This window comes from Streptomyces sp. NPDC005181, assembly GCF_040608395.1.
Classification (GTDB): domain Bacteria; phylum Actinomycetota; class Actinomycetes; order Streptomycetales; family Streptomycetaceae; genus Streptomyces.
The window spans coordinates 264532-279412 of sequence record NZ_JBEXID010000001.1 but is presented as its reverse complement, the minus strand read 5'-3'; the positions used below and the strand labels follow the sequence as shown (position 1 = coordinate 279412).

The following is a 14881-nucleotide window of genomic DNA, read 5'->3' as shown; positions in this document are numbered from 1 at the left end:
CTCGGCCGTGCACTCGGCGTACCCAGCTGATACGACGGCGCCGCCGCCCGAAAGTATTCGGGTGGCGGCGCCTCGTCGACCGACGCTGCGGGCCGAAAGCTAGAACGCGGCCTCGTCCAGCTCCATCAGCGAACCGTCGACCGCCTCGGCGAGCGCGCGCTCGGCCGAGACGCCCGGCAGGACGTTCGCGGCGAAGAACTTCGCTGCGGCGATCTTGCCCTGATAGAAGGCGACGTCCTTCGCGGAGGCGGTCGGCAGCTTCTCGGCCGCCACGGCCGCGCCCTTCAGCAGCAGGTAGCCGACGACGACATCGCCGGAGGCCAGCAGCAGGCGGGTGGTGTTCAGGCCGACCTTGTAGATGTTCTTGACGTCCTCGCCGGTCGCGGTGAGGTCGGTGATCATCGTGCCGACGATCGCCTCCAGGTCCACGGCCGCCTTGGCGAGCGAGTCCAGCGCACCGGACAGCTCCTCGTTGCCCTGGGCGCCGGCGAGGAACTTCTTGATCTCCTCGGACAGCGCGTTCAGCGAGGCACCCTGGTCACGGACGATCTTCCGGAAGAAGAAGTCCTGGCCCTGGATCGCCGTGGTGCCCTCGTAGAGGGTGTCGATCTTGGCGTCCCGGATGTACTGCTCGATCGGGTACTCCTGGAGGTACCCGGAGCCACCGAACGTCTGGAGCGACTGCGCCAGCTGCTCGTACGACTTCTCGGAGCCGTAGCCCTTCACGATCGGGAGCAGCAGGTCGTTGAGGCCGTGCAGCGCCTTCGCGTCCTCGCCCGCGGCCTCCTTCTCCTGGATCGCGTCCTGGACGGAGGCGGTGTACAGCACGAGGGAGCGCATGCCCTCCGCGTACGCCTTCTGCGTCATCAGCGAGCGGCGCACGTCGGGGTGGTGCGTGATGGTGACCTTGGGCGCGGCCTTGTCCATGAAGTTCGCCAGGTCGGTGCCCTGGACCCGCTCCTTGGCGTACTCCAGCGCGCTCAGGTACCCCGTCGAGAGGGTGGCGATGGCCTTCGTGCCGACCATCATGCGGGCGAACTCGATGATGCGGAACATCTGGCGGATGCCGTCGTGCTTGTCACCGATCAGCCAGCCCTTGGCGGGGTGCTGGTCGCCGAAGGTCATCTCGCACGTGTTGGACGCCTTGAGGCCCATCTTGTGCTCGACGTTCGTCGCGTACACGCCGTTGCGCTCGCCCAGCTCACCGGTGGTCCAGTCGAAGTGGAACTTCGGGACCATGAAGAGCGACAGACCCTTCGTGCCCGGACCTGCGCCCTCGGGGCGGGCCAGCACGTAGTGAATGATGTTCTCGGACATGTCGTGCTCGCCCGAGGTGATGAAGCGCTTCACGCCCTCGATGTGCCAGGAGCCGTCCTCCTGCTCGACGGCCTTCGTGCGGCCTGCGCCGACGTCCGAACCGGCGTCCGGCTCGGTCAGCACCATCGTCGAGCCCCACTGCTTCTCGACGGCGATCTCGGCGATCTTCTTCTGCGCCTCGTTGCCCTCGTCGAAGAGGATGCCGGCGAACGCCGGGCCCGAGGAGTACATCCAGACGGCCGGGTTCGAGCCGAGCACCAGCTCCGCGTAGGACCAGATCAGGGAGCGCGGGGAGGTCGTGCCGCCGATCTCCTCGGGCAGGCCCAGGCGCCAGTACTCGGAGTCCATGAACGCCTGGTACGACTTCTTGAACGTCTCCGGGACCGGTGCGGTGTTGGTCTCCGGGTCGAAGACCGGCGGGTTGCGGTCGGCGTCGGCGAAGGAGTCGGCCAGCTCGTTCTCCGCGAGGCGGGCGACCTCGTCGAGGATGCTCTTCGCCGTCTCGACGTCCATCTCGGCGAACGGGCCGGTGCCGTACAGCTTGTCGCGCCCGAGGACCTCGAAGAGGTTGAACTCGATGTCGCGGAGATTCGACTTGTAGTGCCCCATGGGAAGGCTCCGTAATCAATAGCAGTGACGCGCAGCGCCCCGGTCAAGGGGTGAGGGCCGGGCGGGCGACGGGCTGGCGGTAGGCATATCAGCTGACCTCACCGATGATGCTACCCGTCAGTAATAAGACGCAACCCCTCGAGGGGTTGATGTGTCCGATTACTCTTTGGGGCATGTACGGCTACGACCAGAACCAGGGCGCACAGCAGCAGATGGGTGGCGGCTACGGCGAGCAGCCGCTGTATCCCGAGCCTTCGCCGCCCTCCCTCGGTGACGCGGTACGGGCCTTCACCACCGGATCCCTGTCCGCCGAGGACTTCCAGCAGATCTTCGCGACCTCGAAGGTCTACTGTCCGCGCGGCGACAACCCCGGCTTCCTCGCCCTGCACAACACCCAGCAGCCGGTGATCCCCATGTTCACCACGCTCAAGGAGCTGCGGCTGTACGCGGGCAAGGAGTCCAAGTACTTCGTGATCACCGGCGCCGAGGTGATCGACCTGCTGCCGACCGGCTACGGCTTCGTCCTCGACATGGAGGGCGAGCACCGCATGGTCTTCGACGCCAAGGCCGTGGAGCAGATGGTCGACTTCGCGATGCGCCGCATGTACGGCTGACGCCGTTGCTTCGCAGGCGGCCAGGCGCCGTTGCGTCGCAGGCGGCTGATCGCCGAACTCCTCGGAAGGGGCCCGTACCGCTCAGGTCCGGGCCCCTTCCGCTGTGCGGGAATGCGGCCCCCCTTGCCAGATGTTCATCGTTCAACTAAATTGAATCCAGGACAATCCCGGAGGTGGCTCCCATGCCTGCAGTGACCGTCGAAAACCCACTGACCCTGCCCAAGGTCGCCGTCTCGGGCGACGCCACGGCCCGTCCCGTGCTCGCCGTCACCACGGCTCCGAGCGGATTCGAGGGCGAAGGCTTCCCGGTTCGCCGCGCGTTCGCCGGGATCAACTACAAGCACCTCGACCCGTTCATCATGATGGACCAGATGGGCGAGGTGGAGTACGCGCCGGGCGAGCCCAAGGGCACTCCCTGGCACCCCCACCGCGGCTTCGAGACCGTCACGTACATCATCGACGGCATCTTCATCCACCAGGACAGCAATGGTGGCGGCGGCACCATCCGCGACGGTGACACCCAGTGGATGACGGCCGGATCCGGCCTCCTCCACATCGAGGCCCCGCCGGAGTCCCTCGTCATGTCGGGCGGCCTCTTCCACGGCCTCCAGCTCTGGGTGAACCTGCCCAAGGCCGACAAGATGATGGCCCCCCGCTACCAGGACATCCGCGGCGGCCAGGTCCAGCTCCTCGCCTCCCCGGACGGCGGCGCGCTGCTCCGCGTCATCGCCGGTGAGCTCGACGGTCACGAGGGCCCGGGCGTCACCCACACCCCGATCACGATGGTCCACGCCACCGTGCGCCCCGGGGCCGAGGTGACCCTGCCGTGGCGCGAGGACTTCAACGGACTCGCGTACGTGCTGGCCGGCCGTGGCACGGTCGGCGAGGAGCGCCGCCCGGTCCACATGGGGCAGACCGCGGTCTTCGGCGCCGGGTCGTCGCTGACCGTCCGCGCGGACGAGAAGCAGGACGGCAACACTCCGGACCTGGAGGTCGTGCTGCTCGGCGGCCGTCCGATCCGGGAGCCGATGGCGCACTACGGGCCGTTCGTCATGAACAGCCAGGCCGAACTCAAGAAGGCGTTCGAGGACTTCCAGGCCGGCCGTCTCGGCACCGTGCCCGCGGTCCACGGCATGGGTGAGTGATCCTGCGGCAAGGGCCGCGCTGACGGTCCGTCACCCGTACGGCCGTTCAGGCGGGACATGACTGCCGCACCGTGATCGGGTGGGAGGGTGCATACCCGGAAGCCCCTCCTGCCCGACGCCGCGCGGCGGACAGCCGCCTGGTGCGCCGTACTTCTGCTGGTCACCGGTGTCGCCGCGGTGGCGATCTGGCTGTGCATCGCCCTCAAGACCGCGGTCACACCCGTCCTGCTCGCCCTGCTCGGCACCGCGCTGCTCGGCCCCGTCCACCGGTGGCTGGCCGACCACCGGGTGAACCGGTCGGTGGCCGCCGGGCTCACCTGCGCGCTGCTCGTCGCGGTGGGCGGCGGCGCCGGGTACATCGTCGTCACCGCGCTCATCGACACCGGCGGCCAGATCGTCCAGTCGCTGAAGGACGCCGGTCAGTGGGTCATCGACCACTTCGGGTTCGCGCGCGACATCAATGTGGACGACCTCGCCGCCAATGCGCAGAAGCTCGTCGAGAAGTTCGGCGCCAGCGCCGCGGGCGGACTGCTCACCGGGATCAGCCTGGTCGGCTCACTGATCGCGACCGGCGTCCTCGCCCTGCTGCTGACCTTCTTCTTCCTCCGCGACTCCGACCGGGCCGTGGACCTCGCCCACGCCATCGCCCCGCGCGGCACCGGTGAGCTGGTCGAGGCGATGGGGCGGCGGGCCTTCGAGGCCGTCGAGGGCTTCATGCGCGGCACCACGTTCATCGCGCTGATCGATGCCCTCTGCATCACGGTCGGCCTGCTGATCCTGCAGGTGCCGGGCGCGGTGGGACTCGGGGCGCTGGTTTTCGTCGGTGCGTACATCCCGTACCTCGGCGCGTTCCTCTCGGGCGCCGTCGCCGTCCTGGTCGCGCTCGCGGACCGGGGCCTCGTGATTGCGCTCTGGGCGCTCGGCGTGGTGCTCGCGGTCCAGGTGCTGGAGGGGCACGTGCTGCAGCCGGTGATCCAGAGCCGTACGGTCCAGATGCACCCGGCCATGATCATGATCGCGTTGACCGCGGGGGCGAGCGTGGCGGGCCTGCTGGGCATGCTGCTGGCGGTACCGGCGTGCGCGGCGGCCTTCGGTGTCCTCGGCGAGCTCCGCAAGAGCTACGGCCCCGACGCGAACCCACCGCCCCCCTCCACCCCACCCGACCCACCGACGCCGCCGGACACACCGCCCCCGCCCGGCACATCGAGCCCGTCCGGCGGTTGAGGACAAAGCGGCCACCGGGCGCACCCGGGCGCCCCCCCGTCCCTACGTCTCGTACAGCTCGAGCCAGATCGACTTCCCCGCCCCCCGCGGATCCACCCCCCACGCATCGGCCTGCGCGATGGTCATCGCGGCGCGGTCCGCGGCAGGGTGCCGGCCTCGCGACGCAGTACGAGCACCGCGATGTCGTCCTCGCGGCGGTCGGCCAGCGGGCCGGTCGTGTAGTGCGACGTCGGCCCGTGCACGGCCTGCACCAGCTCGTCGGCGAGCTTCTCCAGGTCATTGGTGGGCTGCTCCAGGACCGGCCGGAGCCGGTCCCAGCCGGTGGCCATGTCGTGGCCGCCGGTCTCGATCAGCCCGTCCGTGCACAGCATGATCGTGTCGCCGGTCTGCAGGACGACCCGGGTCGTCGGGTAGTCGGTGTCCGTCTCTACGCCGAGCGGCAGCCCGCCGCCGGTCTGGCGGATGACCGCCGTCCCGTCGCCGCTGATCACCACCGGGTCGGGGTGGCCGGCCCGCGCGATGTCCAGCGTCCCGGTCTCCGGGTCGGCCTCCGCGTACAGACATGTCGCGAACCGCGGACCGGTCTCCTCCCCGTCGTCGTACGCGTCGGTGAGCCCGGAGAGGAACCGGGAGGCGCGGGAGAGCACCGCGTCCGGGCTGTGCCCTTCGGAGGCGTACGCGCGCAGGGCGATCCGCAGCTGGCCCATCAGCCCGGCCGCCCGCACGTCATGGCCCTGGACGTCACCGATGACGAGGGCGATACGGCCGTTGGGGAGCGGGATCATGTCGTACCAGTCGCCGCCCACCTGGAGCCCGCCACCGGTCGGCACGTACCGGGCGGCGACCGTCATGCCGGGGATCTCGGGGCCCAGGGTCGGCATCATGGACCGCTGGAGCCCCTGGGACAGCTCCCGCTCGGTCTCGGCCTCCCCGGCCCGCGCCAGGGCCTGGGCGAGCATCCGGGCCACCGTCGTCAGCACGGAACGCTCGTCCGGCGAGAACGACACCGGGTGCCGGAACCCGGCCATCCAGGCGCCCATCGTGCGGCCCGACACGATCAGCGGAAGGAAGGCCCAGGAACGGCGCCCGAAGCGGCTGGCCAGCGGCCAGGTGGCCGGGAAGCGGCGGTGGTACTCCTCGGGCGACGGGAGGTAGATCGCCCGCCCGGTCCGTACGACCTGGGCGGCCGGGTAGTCGGTCTCCAGCGGCATGTCGTTGAAGGGGTCCTCGTCGCCCGTGTTGTGCCCGTGGTGGCCGATGATCGTCAGCCGTTCGCCCGCGACGCCGAAGACGGCGAGCCCGTCCGGTGAGAACCCGGGCATGGAGAGCGAGGCGGCGACCCGCAGCACCTCCGCCGTGGAACGGGCCTCGGCGAGCGCCCGCCCCGCGTCCAGCAGGAACGCCTCGCGCGACCGGCGCCAGTCCCCGGTGATGGGGCTGTGCGCCCCGGTGGTGCCCGGCTGCGGCTCGGCGACCTCCTGCAGGGTGCCGACCAGCGTGTAGCTCTCGCTGTCGGCCACCGCGTCCGGAAGCGGTTTGGAACGGCTGCGTACGGTACGCAGCACCCGGCCGCGCCTGTCCACGATCCGCAGCCGGGCCTCGGCCAGGGTGTCCTCGGCGAGTGCGAGGTTCACCACCCCGTAGATCTCGTTCCAGTCGACCGGGTGGAATCGCGCGCGCACCGCGGCTTCGCGAAAGACACCGGCCTCGGCGGGGAGCTCGAGCAGCCGGGCCGCCTCCGCATCGAGTGTGACCGAACCGGCTCCGTGGTCCCAGCGCCACAGGCCGGTCGCCGTCGCGGCCAGGACTTCCTCGGTGCGCATTGCCCCACTTTAAGAAGATGTGCTCGGCCCACGCCACCTAGGACGGCCGTCGGCGGGCGGTCCTGGACCCGTTGGATGATCTTGAAGTGGTTATGTCAATGAAGTGGTGGTGGCGCGGGCGGTAGCCTGGGGAGGCTGAATCCACCCCAACCGCGAAGACTGGATGAACGACGATGCATCGGTACAGGTCCCACACCTGCGGCGAGCTCCGCGCCTCTGACGTCGGCACCGACGTCCGGCTGAGCGGCTGGCTGCACAATCGTCGAGACCTGGGCGGCATCCTCTTCATCGATCTGCGCGACCACTACGGTCTCGTGCAGCTCGTCGCCCGCCCCGGCACTCCCGGCAACGAAGCCCTGTCGAAGCTCACCAAGGAGACCGTCGTCCGGATCGACGGCAAGGTCTCCGCACGTGGCGCCGACAACGTGAACCCGGAGCTCCCGACCGGCGAGATCGAGATCGAGGTCACCGAGGTCGAGGTACTGGGCGAGGCCGCCCCGCTGCCCTTCACGATCAACGCCGAGGACGGGGTCAACGAGGAGCGGCGCCTGGAGTACCGCTTCCTCGACCTGCGCCGCGAGCGCATGCACCGCAACATCATGCTGCGCTCCGCCGTCATCGCCTCGATCCGCTCGAAGATGGTGGCCCTCGGCTTCAACGAGATGGCGACCCCGATCCTCACCGCGACCTCCCCCGAGGGCGCCCGTGACTTCGTTGTCCCGTCCCGGCTGAACCCCGGCAAGTTCTACGCGCTGCCGCAGGCCCCGCAGCAGTTCAAGCAGCTGCTGATGATCTCGGGGTTCGACCGCTACTTCCAGATCGCGCCGTGCTTCCGTGACGAGGACGCCCGCGCCGACCGCTCGCCCGGCGAGTTCTACCAGCTCGACGTCGAGATGTCGTTCGTCGAGCAGGAGGACGTCTTCCAGCCGATCGAGAAGCTGATGACCGAGCTCTTCGAGGAGTTCGGCAACGGCCGCCACGTCACGTCGCCGTTCCCGCGGATCCCGTTCCGCGAGTCGATGCTGAAGTACGGCAACGACAAGCCCGACCTGCGCGCCAAGCTGGAGCTCGTCGACATCTCCGACGTCTTCGCCGGCTCGGAGTTCAAGGCGTTCGCCGGCAAGCACGTCCGCGCCCTTCCGGTGCCGGACACCGCGGGCCAGTCCCGTAAGTTCTTCGACGGCCTCGGTGAGTACGCCGTCGAGCACGGCGCCAAGGGCCTCGCCTGGGTCCGCGTCGGCGAGGACGGCACCCTCGCCGGTCCGATCGCCAAGTTCCTCACCGAGACGGACATCAAGACCCTCACCGAGCGTCTGTCGCTCGTCCCGGGCCACGCCGTCTTCTTCGGCGCCGGCGAGTTCGACGAGGTCTCCAAGATCATGTCGGCCGTCCGGGTCGAGGCCGCCAAGCGCGCCGGCCACTTCGAGGAAGGCGTCTTCCGGTTCTGCTGGGTCGTCGACTTCCCGATGTACGAGAAGGACGAGGAGACGGGCAAGATCGACTTCTCGCACAACCCGTTCTCCATGCCTCAGGGCGGCCTGGAGGACCTGGAGACGAAGGACCCGCTGGACATCCTTGCCTGGCAGTACGACATCGTCTGCAACGGCATCGAGCTGTCCTCCGGCGCCATCCGTAACCACGAGCCCGAGCTGATGCTCAAGGCATTCGAGATCGCCGGTTACGACCGCGAGACCGTCGAGCACGAGTTCGCGGGCATGCTCCGCGCATTCCGTCTCGGCGCCCCGCCGCACGGTGGCATCGCCCCCGGCGTCGACCGCATCGTGATGCTGCTGGCCGACGAGCCGAACATCCGCGAGACGATCGCCTTCCCGCTCAACGGCAACGCCCAGGACCTGATGATGGGCGCCCCGACCGTGCTGGACGAGGCGCGGCTGCGCGAGCTGAACATCCAGCTCCGCAAGCCCGCCGCGACGGCGAAGGAGAAGGCCGAGGCCAAGGACTCGGTAGCGAGGGACACCGGCGCGAAGTAAGCGTCAGCGGTTCCGCTTCTGTTCCACGTGAAACAGCCCCTGGCCGTCGGCCAGGGGCTGTTCCGCGTCGTGGCCGCCCTCCACAGCAACGCACAGCTGACACACACGCCCCTGCCAGCTCCCCTGCCTAGCCTCACTTCGCATGACAGAGACTCAAGGACCCGCACACAAGAAAGACATGACGCGTCGCCGGATGGTGTTCGCCGGTGGTGCGGCGATCGTGGCCGTCGGGATCGGGGCGGGCGTGGTTGCCGGTGCCTCGGCCGACGAGGTCACGAGCAGCGGCAGTGGGAAGAAGTCCGCCGCCGGGCAGGGCGAGGAGTGCTACCGGCTGACCTCGGAGACCACCGAGGGCCCGTACTACATCGACGCCGACAAGATCCGGAAGGACATCACCGAGGACAAGGAGGGCATCCCGATGACCCTCCGCCTCAAGGTGATCGACTCGGACACCTGCAAGCCCGTGAGCCAGGCGGCCGTCGACATCTGGCACTGCGATGCGCTGGGCATCTACTCCGGTTACGAGTCGATGAGCTCGGGCGGCCCCGGCGGTGGCGGCACTCCGCCGAGCGGTGCCCCGACGGATGCCCCGACCGGCACCCCCACCGACGCCCCGACGGGTACGCCCCCGTCCGGCGGGCCCGGTGGCGGCGGTGGTGGGCACTCGGAGCCCACCGACGACAAGCGCTATCTGCGCGGCACCCAGCTCACCGACAAGCACGGCTATGTGGAGTTCAGGACGATCTTCCCGGGCTGGTACCAGGGCCGCTGCGTGCACATCCACACCAAGGTGCACGTCGGCGGGAAGATGACCGAAGCCGGGTACGAGGGCGGACGCACCTGCCACACCGGTCAGTTCTTCTTCGCGGAGTCCGCGGTGCTCGACTCGGCGAAGATCGCGCCGTACTCGACCAGCACCACCACGCGTACGACCCTCACCGAGGACACCATCTACGACCAGAGCGGTGTCACGGGCGGGTTGATGAAGCTCTCGTACCGCAAGAACCACATGGCGCGTGGCGTCGTCGGGTCGATCACGATGGGCGTGGACCCGGACGAGACGCACGACGGCACGGACCTCTGACGCTCCGTTCCCCCGGGGAGGGGATGGGCCCGGAATCGCCACGACAGGGCGCGGTTCCGGGCCCTGTCCTTGCCTGGGCAGCCACAATCTCGCTGCAGGACACGCCGGAAATGACAGATCGCACCGGATCGGATGCGTCTGTATGGCCGCTTTGTCTGATTAATCGTCGGCCGGCTCGGCAAAGACTGGCTCGGGGACTTTGGCGCGGGGGCCTCTGCCCCGCCGCCCTCGACGCCGACTGCTAGGAGCCCCCGTGTCCGTTCCCGAACCCGTGCCTCGTCCCTGCGCGTCCAGACGTCCCCCGTACGCCGTCTGCGCCGCACTCTTCCTGCTCCTGACCGGGTGCGGTGCGGGCGGCACGGCGGCCGGCCCCACCGCCACACGCGCCGGCTCCCATGCGCCCGTCGCCACCGCCGGTGCAGCGGGCCCCGGGGTCGCTGCCGCACGCGGGCCGGCCGCCCCGACCGGCCCCCGCCAGATCCGGTTGCTGGGGCAGAAGGTGAGGGCCGCGATCCCGGCCGAGTCCCGGCAGGCGCTTGTCGTCACCGGAATCTCCCCCGACTCCAGCGAGGCCACGGCCGTCCTCTACACCCGCGACGACCCCACCGTGGGCTGGCAGCCGGCCACCGGCCCGTGGCCCGCCCACAACGCCCTGTACGGCTGGACCGACGAGCACTGGATGGATGACCTCCGGTCCCCGGTCGGCGTGTACGGGCTGACGGCTGCGGGCGGTCTGCTCGAGGCGCCGGACACCCAGTTGCCTTACGTGCAGAGTCCGGATTTCGCGGTGAGCGGCGAAGGGTTCGAAGGGGAGCCCCTGGAGGGGGCGTTCGACTACGTCATCGCCATCGATTACAACCGCGTCCCCGGCGCCTCCCCGCTGGACCCGACCCGTCCGCTCGGCGAGGAGCGGGGCGGCGGCATCTGGCTCCATGTCGACCACGGCGGGCCGACCCAGGGCTGTATCTCGCTTCCCGAGGACCGGATGGAGGAGCTGCTGCGCATCCTCGACCCGGCAAAGGTTCCGGTGATCGTGATGGGCGACGAGGCGGCACTGGCCCGCTGACCGGATGTCACGTATAGAGAGAGGTGCCCGTACGCACGCATACGAGAGAGGTGCCCGTACGCACGCATACGAGAGGGGCCCGGACCGTCACCGGTCCGGGCCCCTCATCTGCGTACCGAGCCCTGCGCGGGCCTCCGCGTACCGAGCCGTGGCCCTACGCGGGCTTCTCCTCCAGGCGCGGGAACAGCACCGCACCCTTCGTCACCGTCGCGCCCGCCGGCAGCTGTCCCCAGTTGCCCGCGTCCTGCACGCGCTGGTCGGGCAGCGCGCCCAGGGATTCCTCGGCGCCCAGCGACTCCCACAGCTTCTGCGAGGTCTCCGGCATCACTGCGTTCAGCAGGACCGCGACACCACGCAGCGCCTCGGCGGCCGTGTACAGGATCGTCGCGAGACGGGCCCGGCCCTCGGGCGACTCGTCCTTGGCGACCTTCCAGGGCTCCTGCTCAGTGATGTAGCCGTTGACCTGCTTCACGAACTCGAAGATCGCCAGGATGCCGGTCTGGAAGTCCAGCTCCTCGCCGATCTTCCGGTCGGCCGTGGCGACGGCCTTCGCGAGGCCCTCCTGGACCGCCTTCTCGGCCTCGCCGGCGGCCGCGGCCTCCGGGAGCGCCCCGCCGAAGTACTTGCCGACCATGGCGGCGACGCGTGAGGCGAGGTTGCCGTAGTCGTTGGCGAGCTCGGAGGTGTAGCGGGCGGCGAAGTCCTCCCAGGAGAACGAGCCGTCGTTGCCGTACGCGATGGCGCGCAGGAAGTACCAGCGGTACGCGTCCACGCCGAAGTGCGAGGTCAGGTCCTGCGGCTTGATACCGGTCAGGTTCGACTTCGACATCTTCTCGCCGCCGACCATCAGCCAGCCGTTGGCCACGACCTTGCCGGGCAGCGGCAGACCCTGCGCCATCAGCATCGCGGGCCAGATGACCGAGTGGAAGCGGAGGATGTCCTTGCCGATCAGGTGCACATCGGCCGGAAACGTCGCGTCGAACTTCTCCTGGTTGGCGCCGTAGCCGACCGCCGTCGCGTAGTTGAGCAGTGCGTCGACCCACACGTAGATGACGTGCTTCTCGTCCCACGGCACCGGGACGCCCCAGTCGAAGGTCGAGCGCGAGATCGACAGGTCCTGCAGGCCCTGCCGGACGAAGTTCACGACCTCGTTGCGGGCCGACTCGGGCTGGACGAAGCCGGGGTTGTTCGCGTAGAACTCCAGCAGCTTCGGGCCGTACTCGCTCAGCTTGAAGAAGTAGTTCTCCTCCTTGAGGATCTCCACCGGCTTCTTGTGGACCGCACAGAGCTTTGTGCCGTCCTCGGCCTCGATGAGATCGCCGGGGAGCTTGTACTCCTCGCAGCCCACGCAGTACGGGCCTTCGTACCCGCCCTTGTAGATCTCGCCCTTGTCGTACAGGTCCTGCACGAACTCCTGCACACGGTCCGTGTGCCGCTTCTCCGTCGTCCGGATGAAGTCGTCGTTCGCGATGTTCAGGTGCTCCCAGAGGGGCTTCCACGCCTCCTCGACGAGCTTGTCGCACCATTCCTGCGGGGTGACGTTGTTCGCCTCGGCAGTGCGCATGATCTTCTGACCGTGCTCGTCCGTGCCGGTGAGGTACCACACCTTCTCGCCGCGCTGGCGGTGCCAGCGGGTGAGCACGTCGCCTGCGACGGTCGTGTAGGCGTGGCCCAGGTGAGGAGCGTCGTTGACGTAGTAAATGGGGGTCGAGACGTAGTACGCCGTCGCCCCCTGCTTCTCGGATCCAGTGGCCGCCATGGTCGAAATCCTAACGGCCGTGGGTGATCCACTCACACCGATAAACGTGGGGCCGGGGCCGGGGCCGGGTCTTTCGATCGTATGTTCTATGGCGGTGGTGCGCGGCGGTACGGTCACGGCGGTGCCGGCCCCGAGGGCGGCCTCGCCGTGACCGTACGTCGGCCGGTCGACCTGCCTGGTCAGCCGTTGTCGGCGGCGGTCTCGCGGGCTGCGAGCCAGGCAGGGAGCGCGGCGAGGATCTCCCGGTAGAGCGTGGCGTCGGGCACCTCGCTCGGGGCGGGGCCGGCGTGGAAGAACGCGGCGTTCGGGGCGTCCAGCTTGCGCAGGAAGTCGAAGCCCTTCGCGTCCTCGTCGCCGAACGCGACGAACTGGAAGAACAGCGGCAGCCGTGCCGCCTCGGCGAGTGCCTGCTTGGCGGGCTGCTTGGCGTCCGGCGGGCCGTCCGTCTGGAAGATCACCAGGGCGGGGCCGGTGGCCTCCGACTTCTCGTAGTGAGCGACGACCTCCTCGACGGCGCGGTGGTAGCTCGTACGGCCCAGGCGGCCGAGGCCCGCGTGCAGCTCGTCGATCCGGCCCTCGTGGTCGGTGAGGCCGACGGTGCCGGTGCCGTCGATGTCGGTCGAGAAGAAGACGACGGGCACGGTGGCGTTCTCGTCGAGGTGCGCGGCGAGGGCGAGCGTGCGGTCGCCCAGGTGCTGGGCGCTGCCGTCCTTGTAGAACGGCCGCATCGAGCCGGAGCGGTCGAGCACCAGGTACACGGTGGCCCGCAGCCCGGTCAGCCCGTGCGCCTCCAGCCCTGCCTGGGCCGCCTTGTACGCGTCGACGAGCGCGGGTGCGCCGGACTCGACCCGGGCGAGGGTGAGGGCGGGTGCCTCGGTGACCTCTGCCGGTGCGGATGCCTCGGCGGCGGCTTCCGGGGCGGGTGCCTCGGTGATCTCTGCCGGTGCGGGCTCGGCATCCGGCTCGGGCAGCAGGGTGTCGGCGACCGGCGCGGCGTCGGCCGCAACAGCGACCGGCTCGGGCTCGGTGGCGGCCACGACGAGGACCGGCTCGGACTCGGCGGTGACCTCCGCCTCGGCGGCGGCCGGCTCCAGGACCTCGGCGACCTCGGCCTTGGGCTCGGCCTCGGGCTCGGCGGCCGGTGCGGCCTCGGCCTCCGGCTCGGCCACGGGGGTGACCGGTTCTGCCTCGGCTTCGGCGGCGACCGGTGCTGCCTCCACCTCGGCTTCGGCGGCGACCGGTGCTGCCTCCACCTCGGCTTCGGCGGCGACCGGTGCTGCCTCCACCTCGGCTTCGGCGGCAGCCGGTGCTGCCTCCACCTCGGCTTCGGCGGCAGCCGGTGCTGCCTCCACCTCGGCTTCGGCGGCGACCGGTGCTGCCTCCACCTCGGCTTCGGCGGCAGCCGGTGCTGCCTCCACCTCGGCTACGGCGGCAGCCGGTGCTGCCTCCACCTCGGCTACGGCGGCGACCGGTGCTGCCTCCACCTCGGCTTCGGCGGCGACCGGTGCTGCCTCCACCTCGGCTACGGCCGCAGCCGGTTCCGTCTTCGCCGCGGCCTCGGCCGCGACTCGCTTCGAGGACGAGCCCTGGGGCGGGACCGTGGGGGTGGGCTTCGGGCTGGGAGCGGATGCCTTGTCGAAGGCCTCCGCCACCAGGTCCGCCGCCAGGCCGCTGTCGTCCGAGAGGGTCCGGCGCGAGGCGGGGGCGGGTACCGAGACCTTCGCGGCCGACGCGGGTTCGACCGCCGGAGCGGATTCGGCCACCGGCTTGTCCACCGCGACCTGCTCCGACTCCGTGGGCCGGGTGCGCTCCGTCTGGGGCGGGACCGTGGCCGTCGTCGGCGCGTCCTGCTCCGTACGGTCGCGGCCGAACACCTTGCGCAGCAAGCTCCGAATGCCCATGGGCGAGGCCTTTCGCATGAGTTGAGTGCGATGAATGTCCGTACTGCGGGAATTGATCCCTGGCCAGGGCGGATACGTAAGGTTAGCGGCCGGATCCGGCCGTTCGGTGGCGCGGCCCGCCTCCGTGTCAATCGGACGGCGGTGGCCCGGACTTCACTTCGCATTCTTTCGGAGTACTGCGTACCGCGTGGCTGTGCACCTACCGTCACACGGGACACGGTGAACTCAGGCCGTTCCTGACCGTGCCGAGCGGCGCCTGGACCTGCGGTGCGCCCGGCCCAGGACCGCCGCGTGCTCGTCGCCGTCCGAGGCAGGAGCGGCCGCCGCATCGATGTCCGGATTCCACCC

General features: G+C 69.8%; 9 protein-coding genes and 2 pseudogenes. 7 read left to right on the top strand and 4 right to left on the bottom strand.

Going from position 1 to position 14881, the window contains the following annotated elements:
* Window positions 1-99: 99 nt before the first annotated feature.
* On the bottom strand, window positions 100-1926 hold the full coding sequence (locus ABZV38_RS01335) for an acyl-CoA dehydrogenase (protein ID WP_356323271.1): 1827 nt from the start codon (window positions 1924-1926) through the stop codon (window positions 100-102).
* A gap of 173 nt (window positions 1927-2099) precedes the next feature.
* Here ABZV38_RS01335 and ABZV38_RS01330 point away from each other — a divergent pair, with 173 nt between their 5' ends.
* From ABZV38_RS01330 to ABZV38_RS01320, 3 genes are all read left to right on the top strand, one after another.
* Window positions 2100-2540 (top strand): SseB family protein, encoded by a 441-nt coding sequence (locus ABZV38_RS01330; RefSeq protein WP_030930244.1) that lies wholly within the window; start codon window positions 2100-2102, stop codon window positions 2538-2540.
* Window positions 2541-2722: 182 nt separating this feature from the next.
* The gene (locus tag ABZV38_RS01325) at window positions 2723-3685 is read left to right on the top strand and encodes a pirin family protein (protein ID WP_356323269.1); all 963 of its coding nucleotides are present in this window, start codon (window positions 2723-2725) and stop codon (window positions 3683-3685) included.
* An 87-nt stretch (window positions 3686-3772) separates the two neighbouring features.
* Complete coding sequence (locus ABZV38_RS01320; RefSeq protein WP_356323267.1) at window positions 3773-4909, top strand: AI-2E family transporter; 1137 nt, start codon at window positions 3773-3775, stop codon at window positions 4907-4909.
* A 42-nt stretch (window positions 4910-4951) separates the two neighbouring features.
* Here ABZV38_RS01320 and ABZV38_RS01315 read toward each other — a convergent pair.
* Window positions 4952-6732 (bottom strand): annotated as a pseudogene (locus ABZV38_RS01315) (GAF domain-containing SpoIIE family protein phosphatase).
* 173 nt (window positions 6733-6905) lie between these two features.
* On the opposite strand from ABZV38_RS01315, the gene aspS reads away from it, so the two are divergent.
* The 3 genes from aspS (at window position 6906) to ABZV38_RS01300 (ending at window position 10873) form a co-directional block, all read left to right on the top strand.
* Entirely contained in the window at window positions 6906-8723 is a 1818-nt protein-coding gene (gene aspS / locus ABZV38_RS01310; RefSeq protein ID WP_356323266.1) for an aspartate--tRNA ligase, read from the top strand.
* Window positions 8724-8865: 142 nt separating this feature from the next.
* Entirely contained in the window at window positions 8866-9807 is a 942-nt protein-coding gene (locus ABZV38_RS01305) for an intradiol ring-cleavage dioxygenase (RefSeq protein WP_356323264.1), read from the top strand.
* 253 nt (window positions 9808-10060) lie between these two features.
* Window positions 10061-10873: a hypothetical protein gene (locus tag ABZV38_RS01300; RefSeq protein WP_356323262.1), complete on the top strand. Its 813-nt coding sequence runs from the start codon at window positions 10061-10063 to the stop codon at window positions 10871-10873.
* A gap of 154 nt (window positions 10874-11027) precedes the next feature.
* On the opposite strand, the gene metG is transcribed toward ABZV38_RS01300, so the two are convergent.
* The gene (gene metG, locus ABZV38_RS01295; RefSeq protein WP_356323260.1) at window positions 11028-12632 is read right to left on the bottom strand and encodes a methionine--tRNA ligase; all 1605 of its coding nucleotides are present in this window, start codon (window positions 12630-12632) and stop codon (window positions 11028-11030) included.
* A 46-nt stretch (window positions 12633-12678) separates the two neighbouring features.
* Here metG and ABZV38_RS01290 point away from each other — a divergent pair.
* A pseudogene (locus tag ABZV38_RS01290) lies at window positions 12679-12881 on the top strand (two-component sensor histidine kinase); the annotation flags it as partial.
* Here the strand turns inward: ABZV38_RS01290 and ABZV38_RS01285 are convergent.
* Complete coding sequence (locus ABZV38_RS01285; RefSeq protein ID WP_356323258.1) at window positions 12812-14533, bottom strand: VWA domain-containing protein; 1722 nt, start codon at window positions 14531-14533, stop codon at window positions 12812-12814. The pseudogene ABZV38_RS01290 and the gene ABZV38_RS01285 sit on opposite strands and share 70 nt — an antisense overlap.
* Window positions 14534-14881: the final 348 nt, after the last annotated feature.

What these genes read in the sequence shown, in the direction of transcription:
- metG (WP_356323260.1), bottom strand. Translation starts at nt 12,632, where the DNA reads ATGGCGGCCACTGGATCCGAGAAGCAGGGGGCGACGGCGTACTACGTC.
- ABZV38_RS01305 (WP_356323264.1), top strand. Translation starts at nt 8,866, where the DNA reads ATGACAGAGACTCAAGGACCCGCACACAAGAAAGACATGACGCGTCGC.
- ABZV38_RS01325 (WP_356323269.1), top strand. Translation starts at nt 2,723, where the DNA reads ATGCCTGCAGTGACCGTCGAAAACCCACTGACCCTGCCCAAGGTCGCC.
- ABZV38_RS01330 (WP_030930244.1), top strand. Translation starts at nt 2,100, where the DNA reads ATGTACGGCTACGACCAGAACCAGGGCGCACAGCAGCAGATGGGTGGC.
- ABZV38_RS01285 (WP_356323258.1), bottom strand. Translation starts at nt 14,533, where the DNA reads ATGGGCATTCGGAGCTTGCTGCGCAAGGTGTTCGGCCGCGACCGTACG.
- aspS (WP_356323266.1), top strand. Translation starts at nt 6,906, where the DNA reads ATGCATCGGTACAGGTCCCACACCTGCGGCGAGCTCCGCGCCTCTGAC.
- ABZV38_RS01335 (WP_356323271.1), bottom strand. Translation starts at nt 1,926, where the DNA reads ATGGGGCACTACAAGTCGAATCTCCGCGACATCGAGTTCAACCTCTTC.